General features: G+C 64.6%; 21 protein-coding genes. 11 read left to right on the top strand and 10 right to left on the bottom strand.

All coding sequences use genetic code 11. The features are described 5' to 3' along the window. Nucleotides 1–76 precede the first annotated feature (76 nt). From cysG to CCOS191_RS16665, 6 genes are all read right to left on the bottom strand, one after another. On the bottom strand, nt 77–1,468 hold the full coding sequence (cysG, locus tag CCOS191_RS16640; RefSeq protein ID WP_046856169.1) for a siroheme synthase CysG: 1,392 nt from the start codon (nt 1,466–1,468) through the stop codon (nt 77–79). Further along, nucleotides 1,469–2,749, bottom strand: coding sequence for a serine--tRNA ligase (serS, locus tag CCOS191_RS16645; protein ID WP_038705845.1), 1,281 nt, complete (start codon nt 2,747–2,749; stop codon nt 1,469–1,471). It abuts the gene before it with no gap. A gap of 30 nt (nt 2,750–2,779) precedes the next feature. Then, on the bottom strand, nt 2,780–3,154 hold the full coding sequence (crcB, locus tag CCOS191_RS16650; protein ID WP_023630958.1) for a fluoride efflux transporter CrcB: 375 nt from the start codon (nt 3,152–3,154) through the stop codon (nt 2,780–2,782). Next, nucleotides 3,151–4,476 (bottom strand): replication-associated recombination protein A, encoded by a 1,326-nt coding sequence (locus tag CCOS191_RS16655; RefSeq protein ID WP_046856170.1) that lies wholly within the window; start codon nt 4,474–4,476, stop codon nt 3,151–3,153. The genes crcB and CCOS191_RS16655 overlap by 4 nt, the downstream gene beginning before the upstream one ends. Before the next feature lie 12 nt (nt 4,477–4,488). Continuing rightward, a complete protein-coding gene (lolA, locus tag CCOS191_RS16660) occupies nt 4,489–5,112 on the bottom strand; it encodes an outer membrane lipoprotein chaperone LolA (RefSeq protein WP_031315274.1) in 624 nt (207 codons plus the stop codon). Nucleotides 5,113–5,174: 62 nt separating this feature from the next. Further along, nucleotides 5,175–7,652, bottom strand: a complete 2,478-nt coding sequence (locus tag CCOS191_RS16665; protein WP_052752627.1) for a DNA translocase FtsK — start codon at nt 7,650–7,652, stop codon at nt 5,175–5,177. Nucleotides 7,653–8,068: 416 nt separating this feature from the next. On the opposite strand from CCOS191_RS16665, the gene aat reads away from it, so the two are divergent. The 3 genes from aat (at nt 8,069) to infA (ending at nt 9,836) form a co-directional block, all read left to right on the top strand. Further along, a complete protein-coding gene (aat, locus tag CCOS191_RS16670) occupies nt 8,069–8,749 on the top strand; it encodes a leucyl/phenylalanyl-tRNA--protein transferase (protein ID WP_023630956.1) in 681 nt (226 codons plus the stop codon). Nucleotides 8,750–8,806: 57 nt separating this feature from the next. Beyond that, nucleotides 8,807–9,514 (top strand): arginyltransferase, encoded by a 708-nt coding sequence (locus tag CCOS191_RS16675; RefSeq protein WP_023630955.1) that lies wholly within the window; start codon nt 8,807–8,809, stop codon nt 9,512–9,514. A 103-nt stretch (nt 9,515–9,617) separates the two neighbouring features. Continuing rightward, nucleotides 9,618–9,836, top strand: a complete 219-nt coding sequence (infA, locus tag CCOS191_RS16680) for a translation initiation factor IF-1 (RefSeq protein ID WP_002553999.1) — start codon at nt 9,618–9,620, stop codon at nt 9,834–9,836. A gap of 145 nt (nt 9,837–9,981) precedes the next feature. On the opposite strand, the gene clpA is transcribed toward infA, so the two are convergent. Then, a complete protein-coding gene (gene clpA / locus CCOS191_RS16685) occupies nt 9,982–12,252 on the bottom strand; it encodes an ATP-dependent Clp protease ATP-binding subunit ClpA (RefSeq protein ID WP_038705843.1) in 2,271 nt (756 codons plus the stop codon). A gap of 30 nt (nt 12,253–12,282) precedes the next feature. Next, nucleotides 12,283–12,657, bottom strand: a complete 375-nt coding sequence (clpS, locus tag CCOS191_RS16690; protein WP_046856171.1) for an ATP-dependent Clp protease adapter ClpS — start codon at nt 12,655–12,657, stop codon at nt 12,283–12,285. 231 nt (nt 12,658–12,888) lie between these two features. Here clpS and cspD point away from each other — a divergent pair, with 231 nt between their 5' ends. Beyond that, nucleotides 12,889–13,152, top strand: a complete 264-nt coding sequence (cspD, locus tag CCOS191_RS16695; RefSeq protein ID WP_046856172.1) for a cold shock domain-containing protein CspD — start codon at nt 12,889–12,891, stop codon at nt 13,150–13,152. Between the two features lie 73 nt (nt 13,153–13,225). Here the strand turns inward: cspD and icd are convergent, their stop codons facing one another. Beyond that, nucleotides 13,226–14,482 (bottom strand): NADP-dependent isocitrate dehydrogenase, encoded by a 1,257-nt coding sequence (gene icd / locus CCOS191_RS16700; RefSeq protein ID WP_046856173.1) that lies wholly within the window; start codon nt 14,480–14,482, stop codon nt 13,226–13,228. A 450-nt stretch (nt 14,483–14,932) separates the two neighbouring features. Here icd and CCOS191_RS16710 point away from each other — a divergent pair, with 450 nt between their 5' ends. From CCOS191_RS16710 to CCOS191_RS16740, 7 genes are all read left to right on the top strand, one after another. Continuing rightward, nucleotides 14,933–17,158: an NADP-dependent isocitrate dehydrogenase gene (locus CCOS191_RS16710; protein WP_046856175.1), complete on the top strand. Its 2,226-nt coding sequence runs from the start codon at nt 14,933–14,935 to the stop codon at nt 17,156–17,158. A 104-nt stretch (nt 17,159–17,262) separates the two neighbouring features. Then, nucleotides 17,263–17,703, top strand: a complete 441-nt coding sequence (locus tag CCOS191_RS16715) for an NUDIX hydrolase (protein ID WP_046856176.1) — start codon at nt 17,263–17,265, stop codon at nt 17,701–17,703. A gap of 51 nt (nt 17,704–17,754) precedes the next feature. Further along, nucleotides 17,755–18,879 carry a tRNA 2-thiouridine(34) synthase MnmA gene (gene mnmA / locus CCOS191_RS16720; RefSeq protein WP_046856177.1) on the top strand — a complete coding sequence of 375 codons (1,125 nt, stop codon included), beginning with the start codon at nt 17,755–17,757 and terminating at the stop codon, nt 18,877–18,879. Beyond that, complete coding sequence (gene hflD / locus CCOS191_RS16725) at nt 18,876–19,502, top strand: high frequency lysogenization protein HflD (protein WP_038705842.1); 627 nt, start codon at nt 18,876–18,878, stop codon at nt 19,500–19,502. The genes mnmA and hflD overlap by 4 nt, the downstream gene beginning before the upstream one ends. 152 nt (nt 19,503–19,654) lie before the next feature. Beyond that, the gene (purB, locus tag CCOS191_RS16730) at nt 19,655–21,025 is read left to right on the top strand and encodes an adenylosuccinate lyase (RefSeq protein ID WP_046856178.1); all 1,371 of its coding nucleotides are present in this window, start codon (nt 19,655–19,657) and stop codon (nt 21,023–21,025) included. Between the two features lie 81 nt (nt 21,026–21,106). Continuing rightward, nucleotides 21,107–22,273 carry a ribosomal protein uL16 3-hydroxylase gene (locus CCOS191_RS16735; protein ID WP_046856179.1) on the top strand — a complete coding sequence of 389 codons (1,167 nt, stop codon included), beginning with the start codon at nt 21,107–21,109 and terminating at the stop codon, nt 22,271–22,273. Beyond that, nucleotides 22,266–22,700: a GNAT family N-acetyltransferase gene (locus CCOS191_RS16740; RefSeq protein ID WP_046856180.1), complete on the top strand. Its 435-nt coding sequence runs from the start codon at nt 22,266–22,268 to the stop codon at nt 22,698–22,700. Before CCOS191_RS16735 ends, CCOS191_RS16740 begins: the two co-directional genes overlap by 8 nt. A gap of 201 nt (nt 22,701–22,901) precedes the next feature. On the opposite strand, the gene CCOS191_RS16745 is transcribed toward CCOS191_RS16740, so the two are convergent. Continuing rightward, nucleotides 22,902–24,752, bottom strand: coding sequence for a polyurethane esterase (locus tag CCOS191_RS16745; protein WP_046856181.1), 1,851 nt, complete (start codon nt 24,750–24,752; stop codon nt 22,902–22,904). Nucleotides 24,753–24,911 lie beyond the last annotated feature (159 nt).

The raw sequence follows: 24,911 nt of genomic DNA on the forward strand, positions 1-24,911 counted from the left end.
GCTCCCACAGGGGCTTGTATGATCCTATGAGAGCCGGCTTATCGTGGCGATGGGCCGCAAAGCGGCCCCAGTTATTTCAGGCGTCTTGCGAGCCTTCGAACCACGCCAGCTTCTCGCGCAACTGCACCACTTCCCCGACGATCACCAGGGTCGGCGCATGCACTTCGTGGCGTGCCACCAACGCCGGCAGGTCGGCCAGGGTACCGGTGAACACCCGCTGGTTGCGGGTGGTGCCCTGCTGCACCAGCGCAGCCGGCGTGTTCGCCGCACGGCCGTGGCGGATCAACTCGGCGCAGATGGTCGGCAAGCCAACCAGGCCCATGTAAAACACCAGGGTCTGGGCCGGAGCCACCAGGTCATTCCAGGGCAGGTTGCTGGTGCCATCCTTCAGGTGGCCGGTAACGAAGCGCACCGACTGGGCGTAGTCGCGGTGGGTCAGCGGAATCCCGCCATAGGCCGAACAACCACTGGCTGCCGTGATGCCCGGTACCACCTGGAACGGAATACCTTCGTCGGCCAGCTCTTCGATCTCCTCGCCTCCCCGGCCAAAGATGAACGGATCGCCACCTTTGAGCCGTAGCACGCGCTTGCCCTGGCGAGCCAGGTCGACCAGCAGGCGGTTGATCTTGTCCTGGGGCACGGCGTGGTCGGCGCGGCGCTTGCCGACATAGATGCGCTCGGCGTCACGCCGGCACATCTCGATGATGGCCGGGGCCACCAGGCGGTCGTAAAGCACCACATCGGCTTGCTGCATCAGGCGCAGGGCGCGGAAGGTCAGCAGGTCCGGATCGCCCGGCCCCGCGCCCACCAGGTATACCTCGCCGCCCTGCTGCACCGGCGCGCCGTCGACCATCGCCTGCAACAGGCGCTCGGCCTCGGCGCCCTGCCCGGCCAGCTGGCGCTCGGCGATCGGGCCCTGGAACACGGTTTCCCAGAAGCCGCGACGCTGGTTGACGTCCGGGTACAAGGCCTTGACCCGCTCACGGAAACGCGCGGCCAGGCCGGCGAGTTCGCCATAGGCGGATGGAATCCAGGCCTCCAGCTTGGCGCGGATCAACCGCGCCAGCACCGGGGCGTCGCCGCCGCTGGAAACCGCCACCACCAACGGTGAACGGTCGACGATGGCCGGGAAGATCACCGTGCACAGGGCCGGCGCGTCCACCACGTTGACCGGCAGGCTGCGCGCCTGGGCCTCGGCCGAGACCTGGGCGTTGAGCGCCGAGTCGTCGGTAGCCGCGATCACCAGCCGGCAGCCGTCCAGGTCGGAGGCCTGGTAGCCACGCACCAGAACCTCGCCCCCGCCCTCACGGGCCAGCGTGGCGAGCTGGCCGTCGACCTCAGGCGCCACCACCCGCAGCGCGGCGCCAGCGTCGGCCAGCAGGCGCGCCTTGCGCAAGGCGATCTCGCCGCCGCCGACGACCAGCACACGGCCACCCTGCAGCTTGTGGAACAGCGGCAGGTAGTCCATTCAGCGAATGACCTCGACGCCACCCATGTACGGCTTGAGCACTTCAGGCACGCGGATCGAACCGTCGGCCTGCTGGTAGTTCTCCAGCACGGCGACCAAGGTACGACCTACAGCCAGGCCCGACCCGTTCAGGGTGTGCACCAGCTCCGGCTTGCCGGTTTCCGGGTTGCGCCAGCGGGCCTGCATGCGGCGCGCCTGGAAGTCGCCGCAGTTGGAGCAGGAGCTGATCTCGCGGTACTTGTCCTGGCTTGGGACCCATACTTCCAGATCGTAGGTCTTCACCGCGCCGAAGCCCATGTCGCCGGTGCACAGCGCCAGTACGCGATATGGCAGTTCCAGCAGCTGGAGCACGCGTTCGGCGTTGGCGGTCAGGCCTTCCAGCGCTTCCATCGACTTGGACGGCTCGACCACCTGGACCATCTCGACCTTGTCGAACTGGTGCTGGCGGATCATGCCGCGGGTGTCACGGCCCGAGGCACCGGCCTCGCTGCGGAAGCACGGGGTGTGGGCGACCAGCTTGAGCGGCAGCTGCTTGGCGTCGAGGATTTCACCCGCCACCAGGTTGGTCAGCGACACTTCGGCGGTCGGGATCAGGTAGAAATCGGCCTCGCCTTCGCGGGTGATCTTGAACAGGTCTTCCTCGAACTTCGGCAGCTGGCCGGTACCCTGCAGGGCCGGGGCCTGCACCAGATACGGGGTGTAGTGCTCCTCGTAGCCGTGCTCGCCGGTGTGCAGGTTGATCATGAACTGCGCCAGAGCGCGGTGCAGGCGGGCCACCGGGCCACGCAGAACGGCAAAGCGGGCGCCGGATAGTTTGGCCGCGGCCTCGAAGTCCAGGCCACCGCTGACTTCGCCCAGGGCGACGTGGTCCTTGATCTCGAAGTCGAAGGCCTTCGGCGTGCCCCAGCGGCGCACTTCGACGTTGTCGTCTTCGCTGGCGCCGACCGGCACGCTGGCGTCCGGCAGGTTGGGAATGGTCAGCAGGATGCCGTCCAGTTCCGCCTGGATGCCGTCAAGCTCGGTCTTGCCGGCGGCCAGCTCGTTGGCCATGCGCTCGACATCGGCCATCAGCGGGGCGATGTCTTCGCCCTTGGCCTTGGCCTGGCCGATGGACTTGGAGCGGGCGTTACGCTCGGCCTGCAGCTGCTCGGTGCGGGTCTGCACGGCCTTGCGGCGCTCTTCCAGCGATTCGATGCGCGCGACATCCAGGCTGAAGCCACGGGAGGCCAGGCGGTCAGCCACTTCCTGAAGTTGGCCGCGTAACAGTTTGGAATCGAGCATATCGTTCTCTCGTTATAAGTAGGTGTTGGTTCAGAATCGGGTCAGGGACAGGCCGGCCCAGGTCGCGAGCAGGCCGCCCACCACGCTGATAATGGTATAGCCCAAGGCCAGCGGGACCTGCCCGCTTTCCATCAGGCGCACGGTATCGAGCGAGAAGGAGGAAAAGGTGGTCAGGCCGCCGAGAAAGCCGACGATCAGCCCGGCACGCAGCTCGACCGGCACCAGCGGCTTGTGCAGGAACAGCCCATACAACAGGCCGATCAGCAGGCAGCCGACCAGGTTGACCGCCAGCGTACCGGCATAGAAGTGTCGCGGCCAGTGGGCCGTGACCCAGTTGGCGGTGGCGAAACGCAACAGCGTGCCGGCGATGCCGCCGGCGCTGACTGCGGCAATCAGTGCAATCACGGTTTTCTCCGCTGGCGGGGGCTGGCGCGATCGAGCTCGGCCAGGTGCTTGAGCTTCTCGCCGATCTTCAGTTCCAGGCCACGGGGCACTGGCTGATAGTACTGGCGCGGTTCGAGCTGCTCGGGGAAATAGTCCTCGCCGGCGGCATAGGCGTCCGGCTCGTCGTGGGCATAGCGGTACTCCTCGCCATAGCCCAGTTGCTTCATCAGTTTGGTCGGCGCGTTGCGCAGGTGCAGCGGCACCTCCAGCGAACCGTGCTCGGCCGCCTCGCGCATCGCCGCCTTGAAGCCCATGTACACGGCGTTGCTCTTCGGCGCGCAGGCGATGTAGGTGATGGCCTGGGCCACCGCCAGCTCGCCTTCGGGGCTGCCCAGGCGCTCCTGCACGTCCCAGGCCGCCAGGCACAGGCTCAGGGCGCGGGGGTCGGCGTTGCCGATATCCTCGCTGGCCATGCGCACCACCCGACGGGCGATGTACAGCGGGTCGCAGCCGCCGTCGAGCATGCGCGCGTACCAATACAGCGCGCCGTCGGGGTTGGAGCCGCGCACCGACTTGTGCAGTGCCGAGATCTGGTCGTAGAACGCCTCGCCACCCTTGTCGAAGCGGCGGCGACTGTCGCCGAGCAGGCTCTGCAGCAGCTCGACGCCGATCTCGCCGCCATCTTCGGCCAGGTCCGAGGCGTTCTCGAGGAAGTTGAGCATGCGCCGGCCATCGCCGTCGGCGGCGGCCATGAGCATCTTGAAGCCTTCGTCTCCCACCCGCAGGTTGCGCTTGCCCAGGCCGCGCTCCTCGCTCAGGGCGCGATCAACCAGCTTGCGCAGCGCGGCCTCGTCCAGGCTCTTGAGCACATAGACCCGCGCCCGCGACAGCAGCGCGTTGTTCAGTTCGAAGGAAGGGTTTTCGGTGGTCGCGCCGATGAAGATCAGCGTGCCGTCCTCCACGTAGGGCAGGAAGGCGTCCTGTTGCGACTTGTTGAAACGGTGCACTTCATCGACGAACAGGATGGTGCGTCGACCATACTGGCCGGCCTGCTGCTTGGCCACCTCGACGGCCTGGCGGATCTCCTTGACCCCGGCCAGCACCGCCGACACCGTTTCGAAGTGGGCGTCGCAAAACTGCGCCAGCAGCCGCGCCAGGGTGGTCTTGCCCACCCCGGGCGGGCCCCAGAAGATCATCGAGTGCAGCGCACCCTGCTCCAGCGCCTCGCGCAGCGGCTTGCCGCGCGCCAGCAGGTGCTCCTGGCCGACGTACTCGCCCAGGTTCGACGGGCGCAGGCGGGCGGCCAGGGGCTGGGCGACGGGTTCGCTTCGAAACAGGTCCATCACGGGCTCCGCTTACTCCTTGATGACGTCCGCGCCCTTGGGGATGTCGAACTGGAACTTGCTGTCCGGCACCGCCTGGTTGGCCTTGACGCCATTGAACAGGATGTTGGTGCGCTGGCCGACGCTGTCGATCAGCTGCATGTCATTGATCAGCCCCCGGCGGAACGACACGCGCAGCGAGTCGAACAGGGTGTCCTTGGTCTTGGGCTTCAAGGTGAAGTCCATGACCTCGCCTTGCTCCTTGGAGGTGATGTCGAAGCTCTGGCTGATCTTCGAGACGTCACCGGACAGCAGCAGCGCCGGGGTCTGGTTCAGGCGCACATCGAGCTTCTTGACGGTGGCCTGTTCCAGGTCCGGGTCCCACAGGGTGACGTTCTTGCCATCCGACACCACCACCTGCTCCTGGGGCGCGTCGGTGTGCCAGTAGAACAGGCCCGGGCGCTTGACGGTCATCTTGCCGTTGGTCTCCTGCAGGCTGGTGCCGCTGGCATCCAGGGTCAGTTGGGAGAAATTGGCCTCGATGGTCTGCGACTTCTCCAGCAATTGCGTCAGGCGCTGGACGTCCTGTTCGCCGGCGTGGGCCGACAGGCTGGCCGCAGCCAGGGCAGAAACCAACAGCATGCGAATCGCGCGCATGGAAATCCTCATTGCACAGTGAAGGGGCCGGGCGCCGTCTATGGCGCCCGGCAGGTTGTTCATCAATCGCGTGGGCCGCCCGGGGCAATCACTTCCCGCGAGCCGTTGCTGTTCATCGGCGTGACCACTCCGGCCATTTCCATCGCCTCGATCATGCGCGCGGCGCGGTTGTAGCCGATCTTGAGCTTGCGCTGCACCGCCGAGATCGACGCCCGGCGGCTTTCCAGCACGAACTGCACGGCTTCGTCGTACAGGGCATCGCTTTCCGAGTCTTCGCCATCGCCGCCACCACCGCCGCCGTCGAAGCCGCTGCCGGCCTCTTCGACGCCATTGAGGATGTCGTCGTTGTAGTCCGGCGCGCCGCGCAGCTTCCACGCTTCGACCGTGCGGTGCACTTCGTCGTCGGAGACGAAGGCGCCATGCACGCGGATCGGCAGGCTGGTGCCCGGCGGCATGTAGAGCATGTCACCGTGGCCGAGCAGCTGTTCGGCGCCGCCCTGGTCGATGATGGTCCGCGAGTCGATCTTGCTCGACACCTGAAACGCCATGCGGGTCGGGATGTTGGCCTTGATCAGACCGGTGATCACGTCCACCGACGGACGCTGGGTGGCGAGGATCAGGTGGATACCGGCGGCACGGGCCTTCTGGGCGATACGCGCGATCAGTTCCTCGACCTTCTTGCCGACGATCATCATCATGTCGGCGAATTCGTCGACCACCACCACGATGGTCGGCAGGGTCTTCAGCGTCGGCGGCTCGTCGTCCATGCTCTCGCGACGGTACAGCGGGTCGTGGATGACTTCGCCGGCTTCCTGGGCATCCTTGATCTTGCGGTTGAAGCCCGCCAGGTTGCGCACGCCCATGGCCGCCATCAGCTTGTAGCGCCGCTCCATTTCGGCGACGCTCCAGCGCAGGGCGTTGGCCGCATCCTTCATGTCGGTGACCACCGGGCACAGCAGGTGCGGGATACCTTCGTAGATCGACAGTTCGAGCATCTTCGGGTCGATCATGATCAGCCGGGCGTCTTCCGGGCCCGACTTGAACAGGATCGACAGGATCATCGCGTTCACCCCCACCGACTTACCGGAGCCGGTGGTACCGGCCACCAGCAGGTGGGGCATCTTGGCCAGGTCGGTGATCACCGGCTTGCCGCCGATATCGTGGCCCAGGGCCAGGGTGACCGGCGACTTGTTCTCGTCGAACTGCGGCGACGACAACACCTCGGAGAAGCGCACCATCTGGCGATTCTCGTTGGGGATCTCGATGCCCACGGTAGTCTTGCCGGGGATCACCTCGACCACGCGCACGCTGGTCACCGCCAGCGAACGCGCCAGGTCCTTGGCCAGGTTGGCGATGCGGCTGACCTTCACGCCCGCGGCCGGCTGGATTTCGTAACGGGTGATCACCGGCCCCGGATGGATCGAGTCCACCGCGACTTCCACGCCGAATTCCTTGAGCTTGACCTCCAGCAACTGGCCGACACCGGCCAGGGACTCAGGCGAGTACTCGATCTTCTTCTGCTCGGCCGGGTCGAGGATGGAAATGGACGGCAAGGTACCTTCCACCGCACTGTCGATGAACAGCGGGGCCTGTTTTTCCTTCATGACCCGCTTGCTCGGTTCCGGCGCCTTGTCCGCGGTCGGCGGGATGATCACCGGAGCCGCAGGCTGCGCGCGAGCTACCACGGTTTCGCGCGGCGCCACCGATTCGCGGGCCACGGCCACTTCGCGCGGCACCACCGGGCGGGCCGGCGGCTCGTCACGCGTCATCACAGGCTCTGCCCGCTCACGCAGCTGCGCCTTGGCCGGCTCGCGCCTGTCGCCTTTGCCGCCCAGGTCAAAGACCGGGTCGTCGACTTCACGCAGCTGGGCTTCCAGGCGCTTGCGCTCGTTGCGCGCCTCCCACCAGCGGCTGGCTGCGCCTTGCACCAGTTCGAACAGGTCGAGGGTGATCTTGCCCGTCAGGTCCATCACCTTGAACCAGGACAGGTCGGTGAACACCGTCAGGCCGAACAGGAACAGGGCAATGAACATCAGCGTGCTGCCCTGCACGTTCAGCAGGTTGCGCGCCAGATCGCCCAGGCTTTCGCCCAGGGCACCGCCCGCGGAGAACGGGATGTTCGCCGAGGGGTGGAAGTGGATATGCGCCAGGGCCGCGCCCGACAGCACCAGGAACACCAGGCCGATCAGCCGCCAGGAGAACAGCCAGCCGCTCCATTGCCAGGGCTGGTGGCGCTCGCGGAAGATCTGCCAGGTCTTGATCGCCAGCAGCAGCGGGAAGATGTAAGCGAAGTAGCCGAGCACCATGAACAGGATGTCGGCGAAATAGGCCCCGGCGCGGCCGGCGGCGTTCTGCACCTGCTCGGCGTTGCTGGTGTGGCTGAAGCCCGGGTCGGCGGTGTCGTAGGTGACCAGTGCCATCCACAGGTACAGGCACAGGGCGCCGACGGCAATCAGCGCACCTTCCTTCAGGCGGTAGTGCAGCTGCTGCCGCCACAGGGGCACTGGCAAGGGGGCTGGGGTTGCGGTGGATTTCTTCAAAACGCGTCTATTCCTGCGCGTGCTGCGCGTCCAATAGTGATTGGCCGGTCACCGGCCAATGAACCACTACTTTTAACATTACTGCCCACCCGCCGCCATGGCGGCACGCTGTATGGCGCGTGAACGGGGGCGACTTTCATATTGATGCAATTTGAGCATGCATTTTCTTTTGTGACAAAGGCTTATGCTGTGTTTTTGCACAGGTGTGACAGCAAATGTGCCAGATGGTGCCGGTGGCGGCACGAATGCGTGGTTGATTGGCGGTCGATTCTGCCAGGTCCGGCCCTGTCGCGGGGCAAGTCGGGTCGCCGCATCGCCGCTCCCACGCAGACCGCGCCCGCGACGAGGGTCGTTGACCTCATCCACAAGCCACGCCATGCTGGACGCCCTCCCCTCCCCCGCCGCTCAAGAACCCCATGCTCACCTGGCTGACCCGCGACTCGCTGACTTTCCCGCCCCTGGAAAAGGCCCTGCACGACCCCAACGGCCTGCTTGCCGCTGGTGGCGACCTGACCCCGGAGCGCCTGGTCGCGGCCTACCGCCACGGCTGCTTCCCCTGGTACCAGGACGGCCAGCCGATCCTCTGGTGGTCGCCCGACCCGCGTACCGTGCTGTTTCCGGACGAACTGCATGTCTCGCGCTCGCTGGCCAAGCTGATCCGCCAGGGTCGCTACCAGGTGAGCTTCGACAGCGACTTCGCGGCGGTGATTGCTGCCTGCGCCGCGCCCCGGGACTACGCCGATGGCACCTGGATTACCGACACCATGCGCGCCGCCTACTGCGAGCTGCACCGGCGCGGCATCGCCCATTCGGTCGAGGTACGCCGGGAGGGTGAACTGGTCGGCGGCCTGTATGGCCTGGCCATGGGCCGGCTGTTCTTTGGCGAATCGATGTTCAGCCGCGCCGACAATGCCTCCAAGGTGGGATTCGTGACACTGGTCGAGCACCTGAAGCAGGCAGGCTTCGTGCTGATCGACTGCCAGATGCCCACCGACCACCTGCATAGCCTGGGCGCCCGCGCCATCAGCCGGGCCAGCTTCGCCGATTACCTGGCGCAACACCTGGATCAGCCCAGTGCGGCCAGCTGGGTTGCCTAGGCGAGTTCCCGGAGCTGGCTTACACTTAGATACAACGTCTCACCTAAGGGGTTGATCATGACAGAGCTGGCGCGGTTGAAGTTCTATGCCACTCAACCCCACTCCTGCAGCTACCTGCCGGATGAGCAGGCAACCACACTGTTTCTCGACCCTAGCCAGCCGATGGATGTGCACGTCTACGCCGACCTCTCGGAAATGGGCTTTCGTCGCAGCGGTGACCACCTCTATCGCCCGCATTGCCAGCAGTGCAACGCCTGCGTGCCGGCGCGCATCCCTGCCGCGCGGTTCATTCCCAACCGCCAGCAGCGACGTATCCTCAAACGCAACGCCGACCTGACCGTCACCGCCGCCCGTCCGGCCTACAAGGAAGAGTACTTCGACCTGTACCGGCGCTATATCGAGCAGCGCCACGCCGACGGTGACATGTACCCGCCAAGCCGCGACCAGTTCTCCACCTTCCTGGTGCGCGACCTGCCGTTCTGCTGGTTCTACGAGTTCCGCCTGGAAGGCCGGCTGCTGGCCGTGGCGGTGTGCGACCTGCTGCCCAACGGTCTGTCGGCGGTCTACACCTTCTACGAGCCCGAGGAAGAGCGCCGCAGCCTCGGCCGCTACGCGATCCTCTGGCAGATCACCGAAGCCTTGCGCCAGAACCTCGAGGCCGTTTACCTAGGCTACTGGATCAAGAACTGCAAGAAGATGAACTACAAGACCCAGTATCGCCCCATCGAATTGCTGATCAACCAGCGCTGGGTCACCCTCAACTGAAAGGCATTGGCTTGAAACACAATTTTCGGGCATAATCCACGCCACTTTTTTGCCCGGTGCAGTCGTGCGTCGGGCCATCACTGGATACCGAGGGCTTTACTGCATGTCGAAAGAAGACAGCTTCGAAATGGAAGGCACTGTCGTCGACACCCTGCCCAACACCATGTTCCGCGTGGAGTTGGAAAACGGGCACGTCGTTACCGCGCACATCTCTGGCAAGATGCGCAAGAACTACATCCGTATTCTCACTGGCGACAAGGTCCGCGTCGAACTGACGCCGTACGACCTGAGCAAGGGCCGCATCACCTACCGTGCGCGCTAAGCTCAAGCCATGAAAAAGCCCGGCCATTGTGCCGGGCTTTTTTGTGCCTGGGAAAATGCATCGCGGCTGAAGCCGCTCCTACAGGCACCGCGTAACCCTGTAGGAGCGGCTTCAGCCGCGATAGACCGCGAAGCGGCCCCCAGCCTTACGCAACCTCAGCCGTGGTCTCGTAATCGAACACCAGCTCATCATCGCGCAGGTCGATGTGCACCACACCACCATGCTCGGCCAGCTCACCGAACAGGATCTCTTCGGCCAACGGCCGCTTGATCTTGTCCTGGATCAGCCGCGCCATCGGCCGCGCGCCCATCTGCACGTCGTAGCCCGAGGCCGCCAGCCAGCCGCGCGCGGCGTCGGTGACCTCCAGCAGCACACGCTTGTCTTCCAGCTGCGCCTGCAGTTCGATGAGGAACTTGTCGACGATGCTCTTGATCGTCTCGTGGGACAGGCGGCCGAACTGGATGATGGTGTCCAGGCGGTTGCGGAACTCCGGCGTGAAGCTCTTGCGGATGACCTCCATGGCGTCGGAGGAGTGGTCCTGATGAGTGAAGCCGATCGAGGCCCGCGCGGCGGTTTCGGCACCGGCGTTGGTGGTCATGATCAGGATCACGTTGCGGAAGTCCGCCTTGCGCCCGTTGTTGTCGGTCAGGGTACCGTGGTCCATTACCTGCAGCAGCAGGTTGAAGACTTCCGGGTGGGCCTTCTCGATTTCATCGAGCAGCAGCACGCAATGCGGCTGCTTGGTGATGGCCTCGGTCAGCAGGCCACCCTGGTCGAACCCGACATAGCCGGGCGGCGCACCGATCAGCCGCGACACAGTGTGCCGCTCCATGTACTCGGACATGTCGAAGCGCACCAGCTCGACACCCAGGGCCTTGGCCAGCTGGCGAGCAGCCTCGGTCTTGCCCACGCCGGTGGGGCCGGCGAACAGGAACGAGCCCACCGGCTTGTCCGGTGCCTTGAGGCCGGCACGAGACAGCTTGATGGCAGTGGCCAGCGAGTCGATCGCCGCATCCTGGCCGAACACGGTCAGCTTCAGGTCACGCTCGAGGTTGCGCAGCAGCTCTTTATCGGAACTGGTGACATGCTTCGGCGGAATACGCGCGATCTTGGCGACGATATCCTCGACCTGCGGCACATCGATGCGCTTGACCCGGTTGGCTTCCGGCTGCAGGCGCTGATAGGCGCCGGCTTCGTCGATCACGTCGATGGCCTTGTCCGGCATGTGCCGGTCATTGATGTAGCGCGAGGCCAGTTCGGCGGCGGCGCGCAGGGCCTCGTCGCTGTACTCGATGTTGTGGTGGCTTTCGAAGCGGCCTTTCAGGCCACGCAGGATGCCCACGGTGTCTTCCACCGACGGCTCGGTGACATCGACCTTCTGGAAGCGACGCGCCAAGGCACGATCCTTCTCGAAGATGCCGCGGAACTCCTGGAACGTGGTGGAGCCGATGCAGCGGATCTCGCCGGACGACAGCAACGGCTTGAGCAGGTTTGACGCATCCATCACGCCCCCGGAAGCCGCGCCGGCACCGATGATGGTGTGGATCTCGTCGATGAACAGGATCGCTTGCGGCCGTTTGCGCAGCTCGCCGAGCAGCGCCTTGAAGCGCTTCTCGAAGTCGCCACGGTACTTGGTGCCGGCCAGCAGCGCGCCGAGGTCCAGGGAATAGACCACGCTCTGGGCCAGCAGGTCAGGCACCTGGCCATCGACGATGCGCTTGGCCAGGCCTTCGGCGATGGCGGTCTTGCCGACGCCGGCCTCGCCGACCAGCAACGGGTTGTTCTTGCGCCGACGAGCAAGGATCTGCGCGACGCGCTCGACCTCCTGCTCACGACCAACCAGCGGATCGATACGACCGGCACGGGCCAGTTCGTTCAGGTTGCTGGCGTAGGCGTCCAGCGGGTTGCTGGAAGAGGAAGCCTCGCCGCCCTCCTCATCCTGCATGTCCTGGTCGCTGTCGGTGTTCGGACCATGGCCCGGCACCTTGCTGATGCCATGGGCGATGTAGTTGACGACGTCGATACGCGCCACGCTCTGCTGCTTGAGCAGGAACACCGCCTGGCTTTCCTGTTCGCTGAAGATCGCCACCAGCACGTTGGCGCCGGTCACTTCGCGCTTGCCGGAGCTCTGCACGTGGAACACGGCACGCTGCAGCACGCGCTGGAAGCCCAGCGTCGGTTGCGTCTCGCGGTCCTCGTCATGCACGGGGATCAGCGGGGTGGTGGAATCGATGAACTCCTGCAGGTCGTGCTTGAGCTTGTCGAGATTGGCGCCACAGGCGCGCAGAACGGTCGCGGCAGCCTCATTGTCAAGGAGTGCCAGCAGCAGGTGTTCGACGGTCATGAACTCATGACGTTTCGAACGGGCCTCCTTGAAGGCCAGATTGAGGGTGACTTCGAGCTCGCGGTTTAACATAGCTTCACCTCATACCCAAGTGGTCGGCGATTAACCGTCCTTCTCGATTTCACAGAGTAGCGGATGCTGGCTTTCCCTGGCGTATTGGTTGACCTGCATGGCCTTTGTTTCGGCGATGTCACGGGTAAACAATCCGCACACTGCCCGCCCTTCGGTATGGACGGTCAGCATGATCTTGGTCGCCAGCTCGCGGTTCAGATTGAAGAACGTCTCGAGCACTTCGACGACGAAATCCATTGGCGTGTAGTCATCGTTGAACAAAACCACCTTGTACATCGGTGGCGCCTGCAGGATCGGCTTGGCCTCCTGGACGGCAAGGCCCGCGCCATCGTCCTCGTGCCCGTCCTCATGCGGCTGCGGGTGATCCTGATTGAATGTTAGTCGAATCTCACTGAGTACATGCATGGAAAGAATTTCATCATGATCGACAGGTTAAGGTTGTGGGTTGACCGCGCAGGCCCCTCCCGGCGCGGGCGCCGGCTGACCTTGACTATCGGCAAAACGGTGTTACAACCAATAAGAACCCACCGTGGTCGATAAAGATCCGCGCAGTCAACCAGATTTTCTCGCAAGGTTCGTATGCGGATGAAGTGGATGATACTCCAGTGATGGAGTCCTTTGCAGAGGGACATAGGGATGGCAAGCGGTAAAGTCAAGTGGTTCAACAATGCCAAGGGCTACGGATTCATCAATGAGGAGGGTAAGAGCGAAGACCTGTTCGCCCATTACTCTGCCATCCAGATGGAAGGCTACAAGACGCTCAAGGCCGGGCAAGCCGTAAACTTCGACATCATTCAGGGCCCCAAGGGCCTGCATGCTGTGAAAATCGAGAGCGCCGACGCCGATAAAACTGGATCCAGCACAGGCAGCGCCGCTTCGGCCATCCCCCTGCAAGCCTGATCCCTGCATATTGCCGGTATACGAAAAAACCGGCCGCTTCTTTATAAAGAGGCGGCCGGTTTTTTTACCCGCCTTACATGTGCTTGATCATTGCCTCGCCAAAACCGGAACTGCCAACCAGCGTCGCACCGTCCATCAGGCGCTCAAAATCATAGGTCACCGTCTTGGCACCAATTGCTCCATTGGTGCCCTTGATGATCAGGTCCGCCGCCTCGGTCCAGCCCATGTGCCGCAGCATCATCTCGGCCGACAGAATCACCGAGCCCGGGTTGACCTGATCCTTGCCGGCGTACTTCGGCGCGGTGCCGTGGGTGGCTTCGAACATGGCCACGGTGTCCGACAGGTTGGCCCCCGGCGCGATGCCGATACCGCCCACCTCCGCCGCCAGGGCGTCGGACAGGTAGTCGCCATTGAGGTTGAGGGTGGCGATCACATCGTACTCGGCCGGGCGCAGCAGGATCTGCTGGAGCATGGCGTCGGCGATGGCATCCTTGACGATCACCTCACGGCCGGTCCGCGGGTTCTTGAACTTCATCCACGGGCCGCCATCGAGCAGTTCGGCGCCGAACTCGTCGCGGGCCACCTCGTAGCCCCAGTCCTTGAAGGCACCTTCGGTGAACTTCATGATGTTGCCCTTGTGCACCAGGGTCAGCGACTTGCGGTCGTTATCAACAACATATTGCAGGGCCTTGCGCACCAGGCGCTTGGTGCCTTCCTTCGACACCGGCTTGACGCCGATGCCGCAGTCCTGGTCGAAGCGGATCTTGGTGACCCCCATCTCCTCCTTGAGGAACTTGATCACCTTGTTCGCCTCGGGCGAGCCGGCCTTCCACTCGATACCGGCATAGATGTCCTCGGAGTTCTCGCGGAAGATCACCATGTCGACGTCGCCTGGCTTTTTCACCGGGCTCGGCACGCCCTGGAACCACACCACCGGACGTAGGCACACATATAGGTCGAGTTGCTGGCGCAACGCCACGTTGAGCGAACGGATGCCGCCACCGACCGGCGTGGTCAGCGGCCCCTTGATCGACACCACATAGTCTTTCACCGCATCCAGGGTTTCCTGGGGCAGCCAGGTGTCCTGGTCATAGACCTGGGTGGCCTTCTCGCCGGCATACACCTCCATCCAGGCGATCTTGCGCTTGCCGCCATAGGCCTTCTGCACGGCGGCATCGACCACCTTGATCATCACCGGCGAGACGTCCACGCCGATGCCGTCGCCTTCGATGTAGGGAATGATGGGGTTGTCGGGAACATTGAGCGAATGGTCTGCATTGACGGTGATCTTGGCACCATCGGTCGGAACCTTGATTTTCTGGTATCCCATGCTGCACTACTCCGCTTTTCCTGGGTGATTGGAAATCGTGCGATCCACTGAGCCTAAACCACATCCGCCGACCTGCAAGGCAGGAGCCCGCCAACACCGGCAAACAGCTGGCAAATGCCTGCGGCAACACGCCACATTGCCCCTACGTCTTTGGTCTTATAAATGCGCTGATACCACTTCGCCTTGCTGATTAGCCCAAAGGGTTTGATATACTCCGGCGCGACCATAGGGTCATCGGGGCGAACCCTAGGAAAATGCGGCTCGCCCTTGGTCATGAATGACCACAAAGCCTGGGTCGTTACCGCGGCCCAGCACTTGACGCTCGACTGATGCATCCACCATCACCGCTCGCAGCCTCTCGACTTTCCGCTCATGGCGTCGCCAGGGCGAAGCGCCTACCCTGCGCACCTCGAGACTCGAGTACGCTCAGCACATAGAGAGTTAACCCGCATGCCCACCCGTTCCAAGATCATCTACACCTTCACCGACGAAGCCCCCGCCCTCGCCACCTACTCGCTGCTGCCGATCGTCGAGGCCTTCACTGCCTCCGCCGACATCGCCGTCGAAACCCGCGACATCTCCCTGGCCGGCCGTATCCTCGCCGCCTTCCCGGAGCAACTGGGCGCCGAGAAGCAGGTAGGCGATCACCTGGCGGAACTGGGCCAGCTGGCCACCACCCCTGAAGCCAACATCATCAAGCTGCCGAACATTTCCGCTTCGGTTCCACAGCTGAAGGCCGCGATCAAGGAGCTGCAAGCCAAGGGCTTCAACATCCCCGACTACGCCGACGAGCCGGCCAGCGCCGAAGAGAAAGAATCGCGCGCCCGCTACGACCGCATCAAGGGCAGCGCGGTGAACCCGGTCCTGCGCGAAGGCAACTCCGACCGCCGCGCGCCGCTGTCGGTCAAGAACTACGCCCGCAAGCACCCGCACAAGATGGGCGCCTGGGCCGCCGACTCCAAGTCGCACGTTGCCCACATGACCCAGGGCGACTTCTACGGCAGCGAGAAGGCCGCGCTGATCGAGGCTGACGACAGCCTGCGCATCGAGCTGGTCGGCAAGGACGGCAGCACCACCGTGCTGAAAGAAAAGACCGCCGTCAAAGCCGCCGAAGTGATCGACTGCGCCACCATGAGCCGCAAGGCCCTGAAAGCCTTCATCGCCGAGCAGATCGCCGATGCCAAGGCCTCCGGCGTGCTCCTGTCGGTGCACCTGAAAGCCACCATGATGAAGGTTTCCGACCCGATCATGTTCGGCGTGATCGTCGAAGAGTTCTACAACGACGTGCTCGCCAAGCACGCCGCCGCGCTGGCCGAAGTGGGCTTCAACGCCAACAACGGCATCGGCGACCTGTACGCCCGCATCAAGGACCTGCCTGCTGAAAAGCAAGCCGAGATCGAAGCCGACATCCAGGCCCTGTACGCCGTTCGCCCGGCCCTGGCCATGGTCAACTCGGACAAGGGCATCACCAACCTGCACGTACCGAGCGACGTCATCGTCGACGCCTCGATGCCGGCGATGATCCGCGACTCGGGCAAGATGTGGAACACCGCAGGTGAGCTGCAGGACGCCAAGGCCGTGATCCCGGACCGCTGCTACGCCGGCATCTACCAGGCCACCATCGAAGACTGCAAGGCCAACGGCGCCTTCGACCCGACCACCATGGGCAGCGTGCCGAACGTCGGCCTGATGGCGCAGAAAGCCGAAGAGTACGGTTCCCACGACAAGACCTTCCAGATCAAGGCCGACGGCGTCGTGCGCGTGGTCGACGGCAAGGGCAAGGTCGTCCTGGAGCAGAACGTCGAAGCCGGTGACATCTTCCGCATGTGCCAGACCAAGGACGCGCCGATCCAGGACTGGGTCAAGCTGGCCGTCAACCGTGCCCGCCTGAGCAACACCCCAGCGGTGTTCTGGCTGGACCCGGCCCGCGCCCACGACGGCGTGATGATCGAGAAGGTGCAGCAGTACCTGAAGGATCACGACACCGCCGGCCTGGACATCCGCATCCTGGCCCCGGTCGACGCCATCAAGTTCTCCCTGGCCCGCATCCGCGAAGGCAAGGACACCATTTCGGTGACCGGCAACGTGCTGCGCGACTACCTGACCGACCTGTTCCCGATCATGGAGCTGGGCACCAGCGCCAAGATGCTGTCGATCGTGCCGCTGATGAACGGCGGCGGCCTGTTCGAGACCGGCGCTGGCGGTTCGGCACCGAAGCACGTACAGCAGCTGGTTGAAGAGAACTTCCTGCGTTGGGACTCGCTGGGCGAATTCCTGGCCCTGGCCGCTTCCCTGGAGCACCTGGGCAACACCTACGACAACCCGCGCGCCAAGGTCCTGGCCAACACCCTGGACCAGGCCACCGGCAAGTTCCTCGACACCAACAAGTCGCCTTCGCGCAAGGTTGGCGGTATCGACAACCGCGGCAGCCACTTCTACCTGACCCTGTACTGGGCAGAAGCACTGGCCGCCCAGTCCGACGACGCCGCCCTGCAGGCGCGCTTCGCCCCGCTCGCCAAGACCCTGAGCGAGAACGAAGCGACCATCGTCGCCGAGCTCAACGCCGTCCAGGGCAAGCCGGCCGACATCGGTGGCTACTACGCCCCGGATGCCGAGCTGACCGCCAAGGTGATGCGCCCAAGCCAGACCCTGAACAGCGCCATCGCCGCACTGTAAGGCTCGCTTGACGTAACAACACAAACCCCGGCCACGCACCGGGGTTTGTGCTTTCTGGGACTGGGTCTGCTGCGCAGCCCCCAGCATGCAAAAGGACAACCCCAATGACCTGGCAACCCCACATCACTGTCGCCACCGTCGTCGAACACGAAGGCAAGTTCCTCTTCGTCGAGGAGTTCAAGGCCGGCCAGCATGTCTTCAACCAGCCCGCCGGCCACCTCGAAGCCAATGAAACCATCACCCAGGCCGCCCTGCGCGAAACCCTCGAGGAAACCGCCTGGGAAGTCGAGCTCACCGGCGTGGTCGGGATCTACCTGTACACCGCCCCCAGCAACGGCGTCACCTACCAGCGCATCTGCTTCGCCGCCCGCCCCGTGCGCCATCACCAGGGCCGCGCCCTGGACAGCGACATCGTCCGCGCCGTATGGCTGACCCGCGACGAACTGCTGGCCGAGCCGTCGCGCTGGCGCAGCGAGTTGGTGCCACGCTGCCTCGACGACTACCTCAAAGGCCCGCTGCACAGCCTTGACCTGCTGCGCGACTGACGCCGGTTTGATAGAATCGGCGTTTTTCCCCTCTGATACACATCGGTAGCCATGACCAGCCCAGCACTCAAAGACCCCGCCAAGACCCGCGTCATCGTCGGCATGTCCGGCGGCGTGGACTCTTCCGTCTCCGCCCTTCTGCTCATGGAGCAGGGCTACCAGGTGGAAGGTCTGTTCATGAAGAACTGGGAAGAGGACGACGGCACCGAATACTGCACCGCCCGCGAAGACCTGGCCGACGCCCAGGCCGTGTGCGACCGCATCGGCATCAAGCTGCACACCGCCAACTTCGCCGCCGAGTACTGGGACAACGTGTTCGAGCACTTCCTCGAGGAGTACAAGGCCGGCCGCACGCCGAACCCGGACATCCTCTGCAACCGCGAAATCAAGTTCAAGGCCTTCCTCGACTACGCCCTGTCCCTGGGCGCCGACCTGATCGCCACCGGCCACTATGTGCGCCGCCGCGACACGGGCGAGCTGACCGAGCTGCTCAAGGGCCTGGACCCGAACAAGGACCAGAGCTATTTCCTGCACGCCGTCGGCGGCAAGGAAATCGCCCGCACCCTGTTCCCGGTAGGCGAACTGGAAAAGCCCGAGGTACGCGCCATCGCCGAGAAACACGGCCTGGCCACCGCCAAGAAGAAGGACTCCACCGGTATCTGCTTCATCGGCGAGCGCCGTTTCAGCGACTTCCTCAAGCAGTACCTGCCGGCCCAGCCGGGCGAGATCCAGACCACCGAGGGTGAAGTGATCGGCCAGCACCACGGCCTGATGTACCACACCATCGGCCAGCGCCAGGGCCTGGGCATCGGCGGCCTGAAGGACGCCAGCGACGAGCCGTGGTACGTGCTGGAAAAGGACCTTTCGCGCAACGTGCTGGTGGTCGGCCAGGGCAACGAGCACCCGTGGCTGTTCTCCCGCGCCCTGCTGGCCTCGGAAATCTTCTGGGTCAACCCGATCGACCTGTCCAGCCCGCGCAAGCTTACCGCCAAGGTGCGCTACCGCCAGGGCGACCAGCAGTGCACGCTGGAGCAGACCGCCAGCGGCTACCGCGCCGTGTTCGACGAGCCGCAGCGCGCCGTCACCCCGGGCCAGTCGGTAGTGTTCTATGACGGCGAGGTATGCCTGGGCGGCGGCGTGATCGAAGTCGCCGAGCCCTGGAGCCCGCGCCCATGAACAACCTCCAGGAGCAACTGATTGCCCTGGGCGGCGTATTCCAGGCCGCCGTGCTGGTGGACCGCATCGCCCGCACCGGCCAGGCCAGTGAAGCCAATATCGGCTGCATGCTCGGCAGCCTGCTGGTGGTCGACCCCAAGGACACCCTGGAAGTGTTCGGCGGCGACGACATCAACCTGCGCGACGGCTACCGGGCGCTGGTCGGCGCCCTGGAGCGCGACCCCAGCAGCCTGCAACGCGAGCCGCTGCGCTATGCCCTGTCGATGCTGGGCCTCGAGCGACAGCTGAACAAGCGTGGCGACATGCTCGATACCATCGGCAACCGCCTGCCGCAGATCCAGTCCCAGGCCGAGCATTTCGGCCTGGTTCATGAAAACGTCATCGCCTCCAGCGGAGCCTTGTACCAGGACACCCTGAGCACCCTGCGCCAGCGCATCCAGGTGCATGGCGACATGCGCTTCCTGCAGCAGGCCAGCAACGCTTCGAAGATCCGCGCCCTGCTGCTGGCCGGCATCCGCGCCGCGCGCCTGTGGCGCCAGCTGGGCGGGCACCGTTGGCAGCTGGTGTTCAGCCGGCGCAAGCTGCTCAACGAGCTGTACGGGATGATGCGTACCGCCGATTGAAATGAACCGTGGGAGCGGCGGTGCGCCGCCGCTCCCACGCCAGACACCACACGCTTCGAAATGGCCCGACCTTTGGTCAGCCACCCGACCCGGGCGCGTTTTTCATGTATGATATGCGCCCTTCCAAAAGCCTGACTGTCCGAGAACACCCCATGCAGCTCTCCTCGCTCACTGCGGTTTCCCCTGTAGACGGCCGTTATGCCGGCAAAACCCAGGCCCTGCGCCCCATTTTCAGCGAATTCGGCCTGATCCGTTTCCGCGCCCTGGTCGAAGTGCGCTGGCTGCAGCGCCTGGCCGCCCACCCGCAGATCGGCGAAGTGCCGGCGTTCAGCGCCGAAGCCAACGCCGTGCTGGACAGCCTGGCCACCGATTTCAAGCTCGAGCACGCCGAGCGCGTCAAGGAAATCGAGCGCACCACCAACCACGACGTCAAGGCCATCGAGTACCTGCTCAAGGAGCAGGCCGCGCAGTTGCCTGAGTTGGCCAAGGTCAGCGAGTTCATCCACTTCGCCTGCACCAGCGAGGACATCAACAACCTGTCCCACGCCCTGATGCTGCGCGCCGGCCGTGACGAAGTGCTGCTGCCACTGATGCGTCAGATCGCCGAAGCGATCCGCACCCTGGCCCACACCCACGCCGCCGTGCCGATGCTGTCGCGCACCCACGGCCAGCCAGCTTCGCCGACCACCCTGGGCAAGGAACTGGCCAACGTCGTCTACCGCCTGGAGCGCCAGATCGCGCAAGTGGCCGCCGTGCCGCTGCTGGGCAAGATCAACGGCGCCGTGGGCAACTACAACGCCCACCTGTCGGCCTACTCGCAGATCGACTGGGAAGCCAACGCCCGCGCCTTCATCGAAGACGAGCTGGGCCTGGTGTTCAACCCCTACACCACCCAGATCGAGCCGCACGACTACATTGCCGAGCTGTTCGACGCCATCGCCCGCTTCAACACCATCCTCATCGACTTCGACCGCGACGTCTGGGGCTACATCTCGCTGGGCTACTTCAAGCAGAAGACCGTGGCCGGCGAAATCGGCTCCTCGACCATGCCGCACAAGGTCAACCCGATCGACTTCGAGAACTCCGAAGGCAACCTGGGTATCGCCAACGCGCTGTTCCAGCACCTGGCCAGCAAGCTGCCGATCTCGCGCTGGCAGCGTGACCTGACCGACTCCACCGTGCTGCGCAACCTGGGCGTGGGCTTCGCCCACAGCGTCATCGCCTACGAAGCCAGCCTCAAGGGCATCGGCAAGCTGGAAGTCAACGAGGCCCGTATCGCCGCCGACCTGGACGCCTGCTGGGAAGTCCTGGCCGAGCCGATCCAGACCGTGATGCGCCGCTTCAACATCGAGAACCCCTACGAGAAGCTCAAGGAGCTGACCCGTGGCAAGGGCATCACCCCTGACGCGCTGCTGACCTTCATCGACGGCCTGGACATGCCGGCCGAAGCCAAGGCCGAGCTCAAACAGCTGACCCCGGCGACCTACATCGGCAACGCGGTGGCCCAGGCCAAACGCATCTAAGCTGACCGTCGCGTGCAACGCCCGGCCTGGCCGGGCGTTTTTATTCCCGTACGAAAATTACGTTTTTTCAATAGGTTGAACATGAATTCTGATACTCCACTGCAACTGTTGGGCGGCCTCACGGCCCGTGAATTCCTGCGCGACTACTGGCAGAAAAAGCCACTGCTGGTACGTCAGGCCTTCCCTGACTTCGTCAGCCCCATCGACGCCGACGAGTTGGCCGGCCTGGCCCTGGAAGAAGAAGTCGAGTCGCGCCTGGTGCTCGAGCACGGCGAGCGCCCGTGGGAGCTGCGCCGCGGCCCGTTCGCCGAGGACGCCTTCAGCGATCTGCCCGAGCGTGACTGGACCCTGCTGGTACAGGCCGTGGACCAGTTCGTCCCGGAAGTGGCCGAGCTGCTGGAAGAATTCCGTTTCCTGCCGAGCTGGCGTATCGACGACGTGATGATCAGCTACGCCGCGCCCGGCGGCAGCGTCGGCCCGCACTTCGACAACTATGATGTGTTCCTGCTGCAAGGCGACGGCACGCGCAACTGGAAAGTCGGCCAGATGTGCAACAGCGACAGCGCCCTGATCGACCACGCCGACCTGCGCATCCTCGCTGACTTCGAGCAGAGCGACGAGTGGACCCTGGAACCCGGCGACATGCTCTACCTGCCGCCGCGCCTGGCCCATTACGGCGTCGCCGAGAGCGAGTGCCTGACCTACTCGGTCGGCTTCCGCGCCCCAAGCGCCGCCGAAGTGCTGACCCACTTCACCGATTTCCTCGGCCAGTTCCTGCCGGATGAAGAGCGCTACAGCGATGCCGACGCCCAGCCGGTCAGCGACCCGCACCAGATCCAGCACGATGCCCTCGACCGCCTCAAGGCGCTGATCGACAAGCATATGTCCGACAAGGACCTGCTGCTGACCTGGTTCGGCCAGTTCATGACCGAGCCGCGCTACCCTGAGCAGGTTGTCGGTGAAGAGCTGAGCGAGCAGGACCTGATCAACTACCTCGAACAGGGCGCCGTGCTGATCCGCAACCCAAGCGCACGCATGGCCTGGTCCGAGCTCAACGACGACCTGATGCTGTTCGCCAGCGGGCGCAGCTGCCCACTGCCGGCCAAACTGCGCGAACTGCTCAAGCTGGTGTGCGCCGCCGACGCCCTGCACATCGACAACCTTGGCCAGTGGCTGCAGGACGAAGACGGCCTGATGCTGGTACAACAGCTGGTCATGCAAGGCAGCCTGGGATTCGCCGATGAATAAGATCAGTGTTCGACTGGCCGACTGGCACAAGGACAATGCCGACATCCACCGCATCCGCAGCGCCGTGTTCGTCGCCGAGCAGCACGTACCGCCGGAGCTGGAATTCGACGCAGAAGACCCGACCGCCGTGCACTTCCTGGCCCTGGAGGGCGATTACCCGATCGGTACTGCCCGCCTGCTGCCTGACGGCACCATCGGCCGGGTTTCGGTGCTCAAGGACTGGCGCGGCCTGAACGTGGGCGACGCGCTGATGCGCGCGGTGATCATCGAGGCGCAGAACCGCGACCTCAGCCAGCAGATGCTCAGCGCCCAGGTGCATGCAACGCCATTCTACGAGCGCCTGGGGTTCCGTGTGGTCAGCGAGGAGTTCCTCGAGGCCGGCATCCCGCATGTGGACATGGTTCGGGATTCGCGCGAGATCGCCTGAGCAACGGGCCGGCTAGCGCCGGCCATCGCCGGCAAGCCGGCTCCCACACCGACCGCGCCGCTCTCAAGCCAAGCGCCGCCCCTGTGGGAGCTGGCTTGCCAGCGATGAGGCCCTTACAAACAGCACAAGACAATTGCTCCCACAAACAGCGCTTTGCCTGTGGGAGCCAGCTTGTCGTGCCGACGAACCGCAGCCCCAGGATCAGGCAATCACGATCTGCCCATCCCCAACGCCCTGCCCCGCAATCCCCACCAGCGTCACGCTGTCCCCGCCGAACTTCAGCACCAGGTCATCCCCCACCTGGCTGGCATGGGCACGCCAGTCCGGCGCTGCGGTGCCGCCGTCCACGCCAATGAACACCAGCCGGTCCTGGCCGGTGAAGTCCAGCACCCGGTCCTGGCCGAAATGGCCGCTGAACAGGAAGGTGTCGCGCCCCCCGCCACCCATCAGCACATCGTTGCCCGTGCCGCCGACCAGCACGTCATTGCCGGCGCCGCCCTGCAGTCGGTCGTCACCGCCCAGGCCGAACAGCCACTGCCCCTGATTGCCCGCCACCAACTGGTCGCCTGCCTGGGTGCCGTTGAGCGAGGACGCGTAGGGGGTGATCTTGCCGCTTTCGAACAACCCCTGCGCCGCCACCCCGTGACTGACTTCCTTGCTGAAGATCAGCAGGCTCGACTCTTTGCTCACCAAGCTCTCGACATTGCGCACCAGGCTGATGCCGCCCTCGGCGTCACGCACGTACAGCGTGCCTTCGCCATCCCGGGCGATGCTCAGGTTGGCCAAGGCATCCTGCAGCTTCAGGGTGTCATGGCCGGCGCCGCCGTCGATCAGGTTGAAACCGCCGTCATCGCGGAAGGTGTCGTTGCCGGCCCGGCCTTCGAGGTAGTCGTTGCCGCGCCCGCCATGGATCAGGTCATCCTTGTCCGAGCCGATGATGAAGGTGCTGCCCTTGTGCGGCTCGGCATTGCGGTTGAGGTCCTCGACCCAGGTCGAGCCACGGGTCACGTCCGACAGGTTGCTGACCAGGATGGTCGAGTCGCGGCTGGTCCACTGATAGAAGGAGGAATCCAGCACACGCCCAAGGCCATCGGTGTAGGCCGTCGGCAGGTGCGACAGCCAGGTGGCGATGTTGCCGATGGAGAACGGCAGCAGGTTCCAGGCGTCGGACGCGTAGTGGTCATTGAAGTTGACGATATTGTTGGTGGCCGAGGCCTTGGCGCCGTCGTGCACGCCCAGGGTGCCCCAGGTCGCCGAGGTGCCGTCGAGCACACGGAACACCGGGTCGTTCTCGTAGCCGATATTCAGCACCTTGCTGGCGTCGGCGGCCTGGGTTGGCGAGGCGAAGGCGACGTAGCGCGCATCCTGGTAGAAGCCGCCCCAGCGCGAGCCGCTCAGGTCGGCCAGGCTGTTGACCGCCAGGCCGCCGAGGCTGTGACCGCTGACGGTGATATCCGCGCCGCTCAGGCCGTTGGCCTTGGCAAAGGCCGCCACATCGGCGAGCAGTTGCCCGAATGCGTTGCCGGCGTAATCACGGGCATAGCCTGCCGGGCCGATCGCCGCCAGCAGGTCATTGATGGCGTCACCGATGGTGTCGCCCAGCAGGTTCTCGCGCGGGCCGCTGGTGCCGCGAAAAGCGATACCGATGCCACTGAGCTGGCCGGCGGCATCGTAGCGGCCGAGGATCTCCACCTGCGCCGAGGTGTAGCCCTGCGCTTCGCCGTGGAAGGTACCACGGGCGTCGGTCTTGCCCTGGTAGCCCAGTTGCGCCGCGCTGATCGGCGACCAGCCGGCGGCCTTTACCTGGGCCAGGGCCCGGGCTTCGGAGTCGGGGTTCCAGGGGATGCCGGGGATCACGCCCTGGCTGTCGGTGCCGCCGATCAGCGCCTTGACCAGCGTGGCCGGCAGGCCAAGGCCGAAGCCATACTTCTGGTAGCCGGCGCTGAAGCCATCGTCGATGCCATGGTAGGCGTAGGTGGCCAGCGCCATGGCGTCCTTGTACAGCGCAGAGGAGGCAGTGCTGTCGAGCTGTCGGTAATCGAATACGGGCATTGGTTTACATCCCTGTTGTTCTTGTAGGAAGGACACCCCAGCGACATCGTCCGGTGACACGACTGACGGGCGAAAGGCAAAGCTGGCACGCATTTGCCACCTCGTCCAACCCGAAGGGATGACGTCCCTGCCAAAGATGCGGGCAAAAAACCTGTACAT

Source organism: Pseudomonas sp. CCOS 191, assembly GCF_001007005.1.
Classification (GTDB): domain Bacteria; phylum Pseudomonadota; class Gammaproteobacteria; order Pseudomonadales; family Pseudomonadaceae; genus Aquipseudomonas; species Aquipseudomonas soli.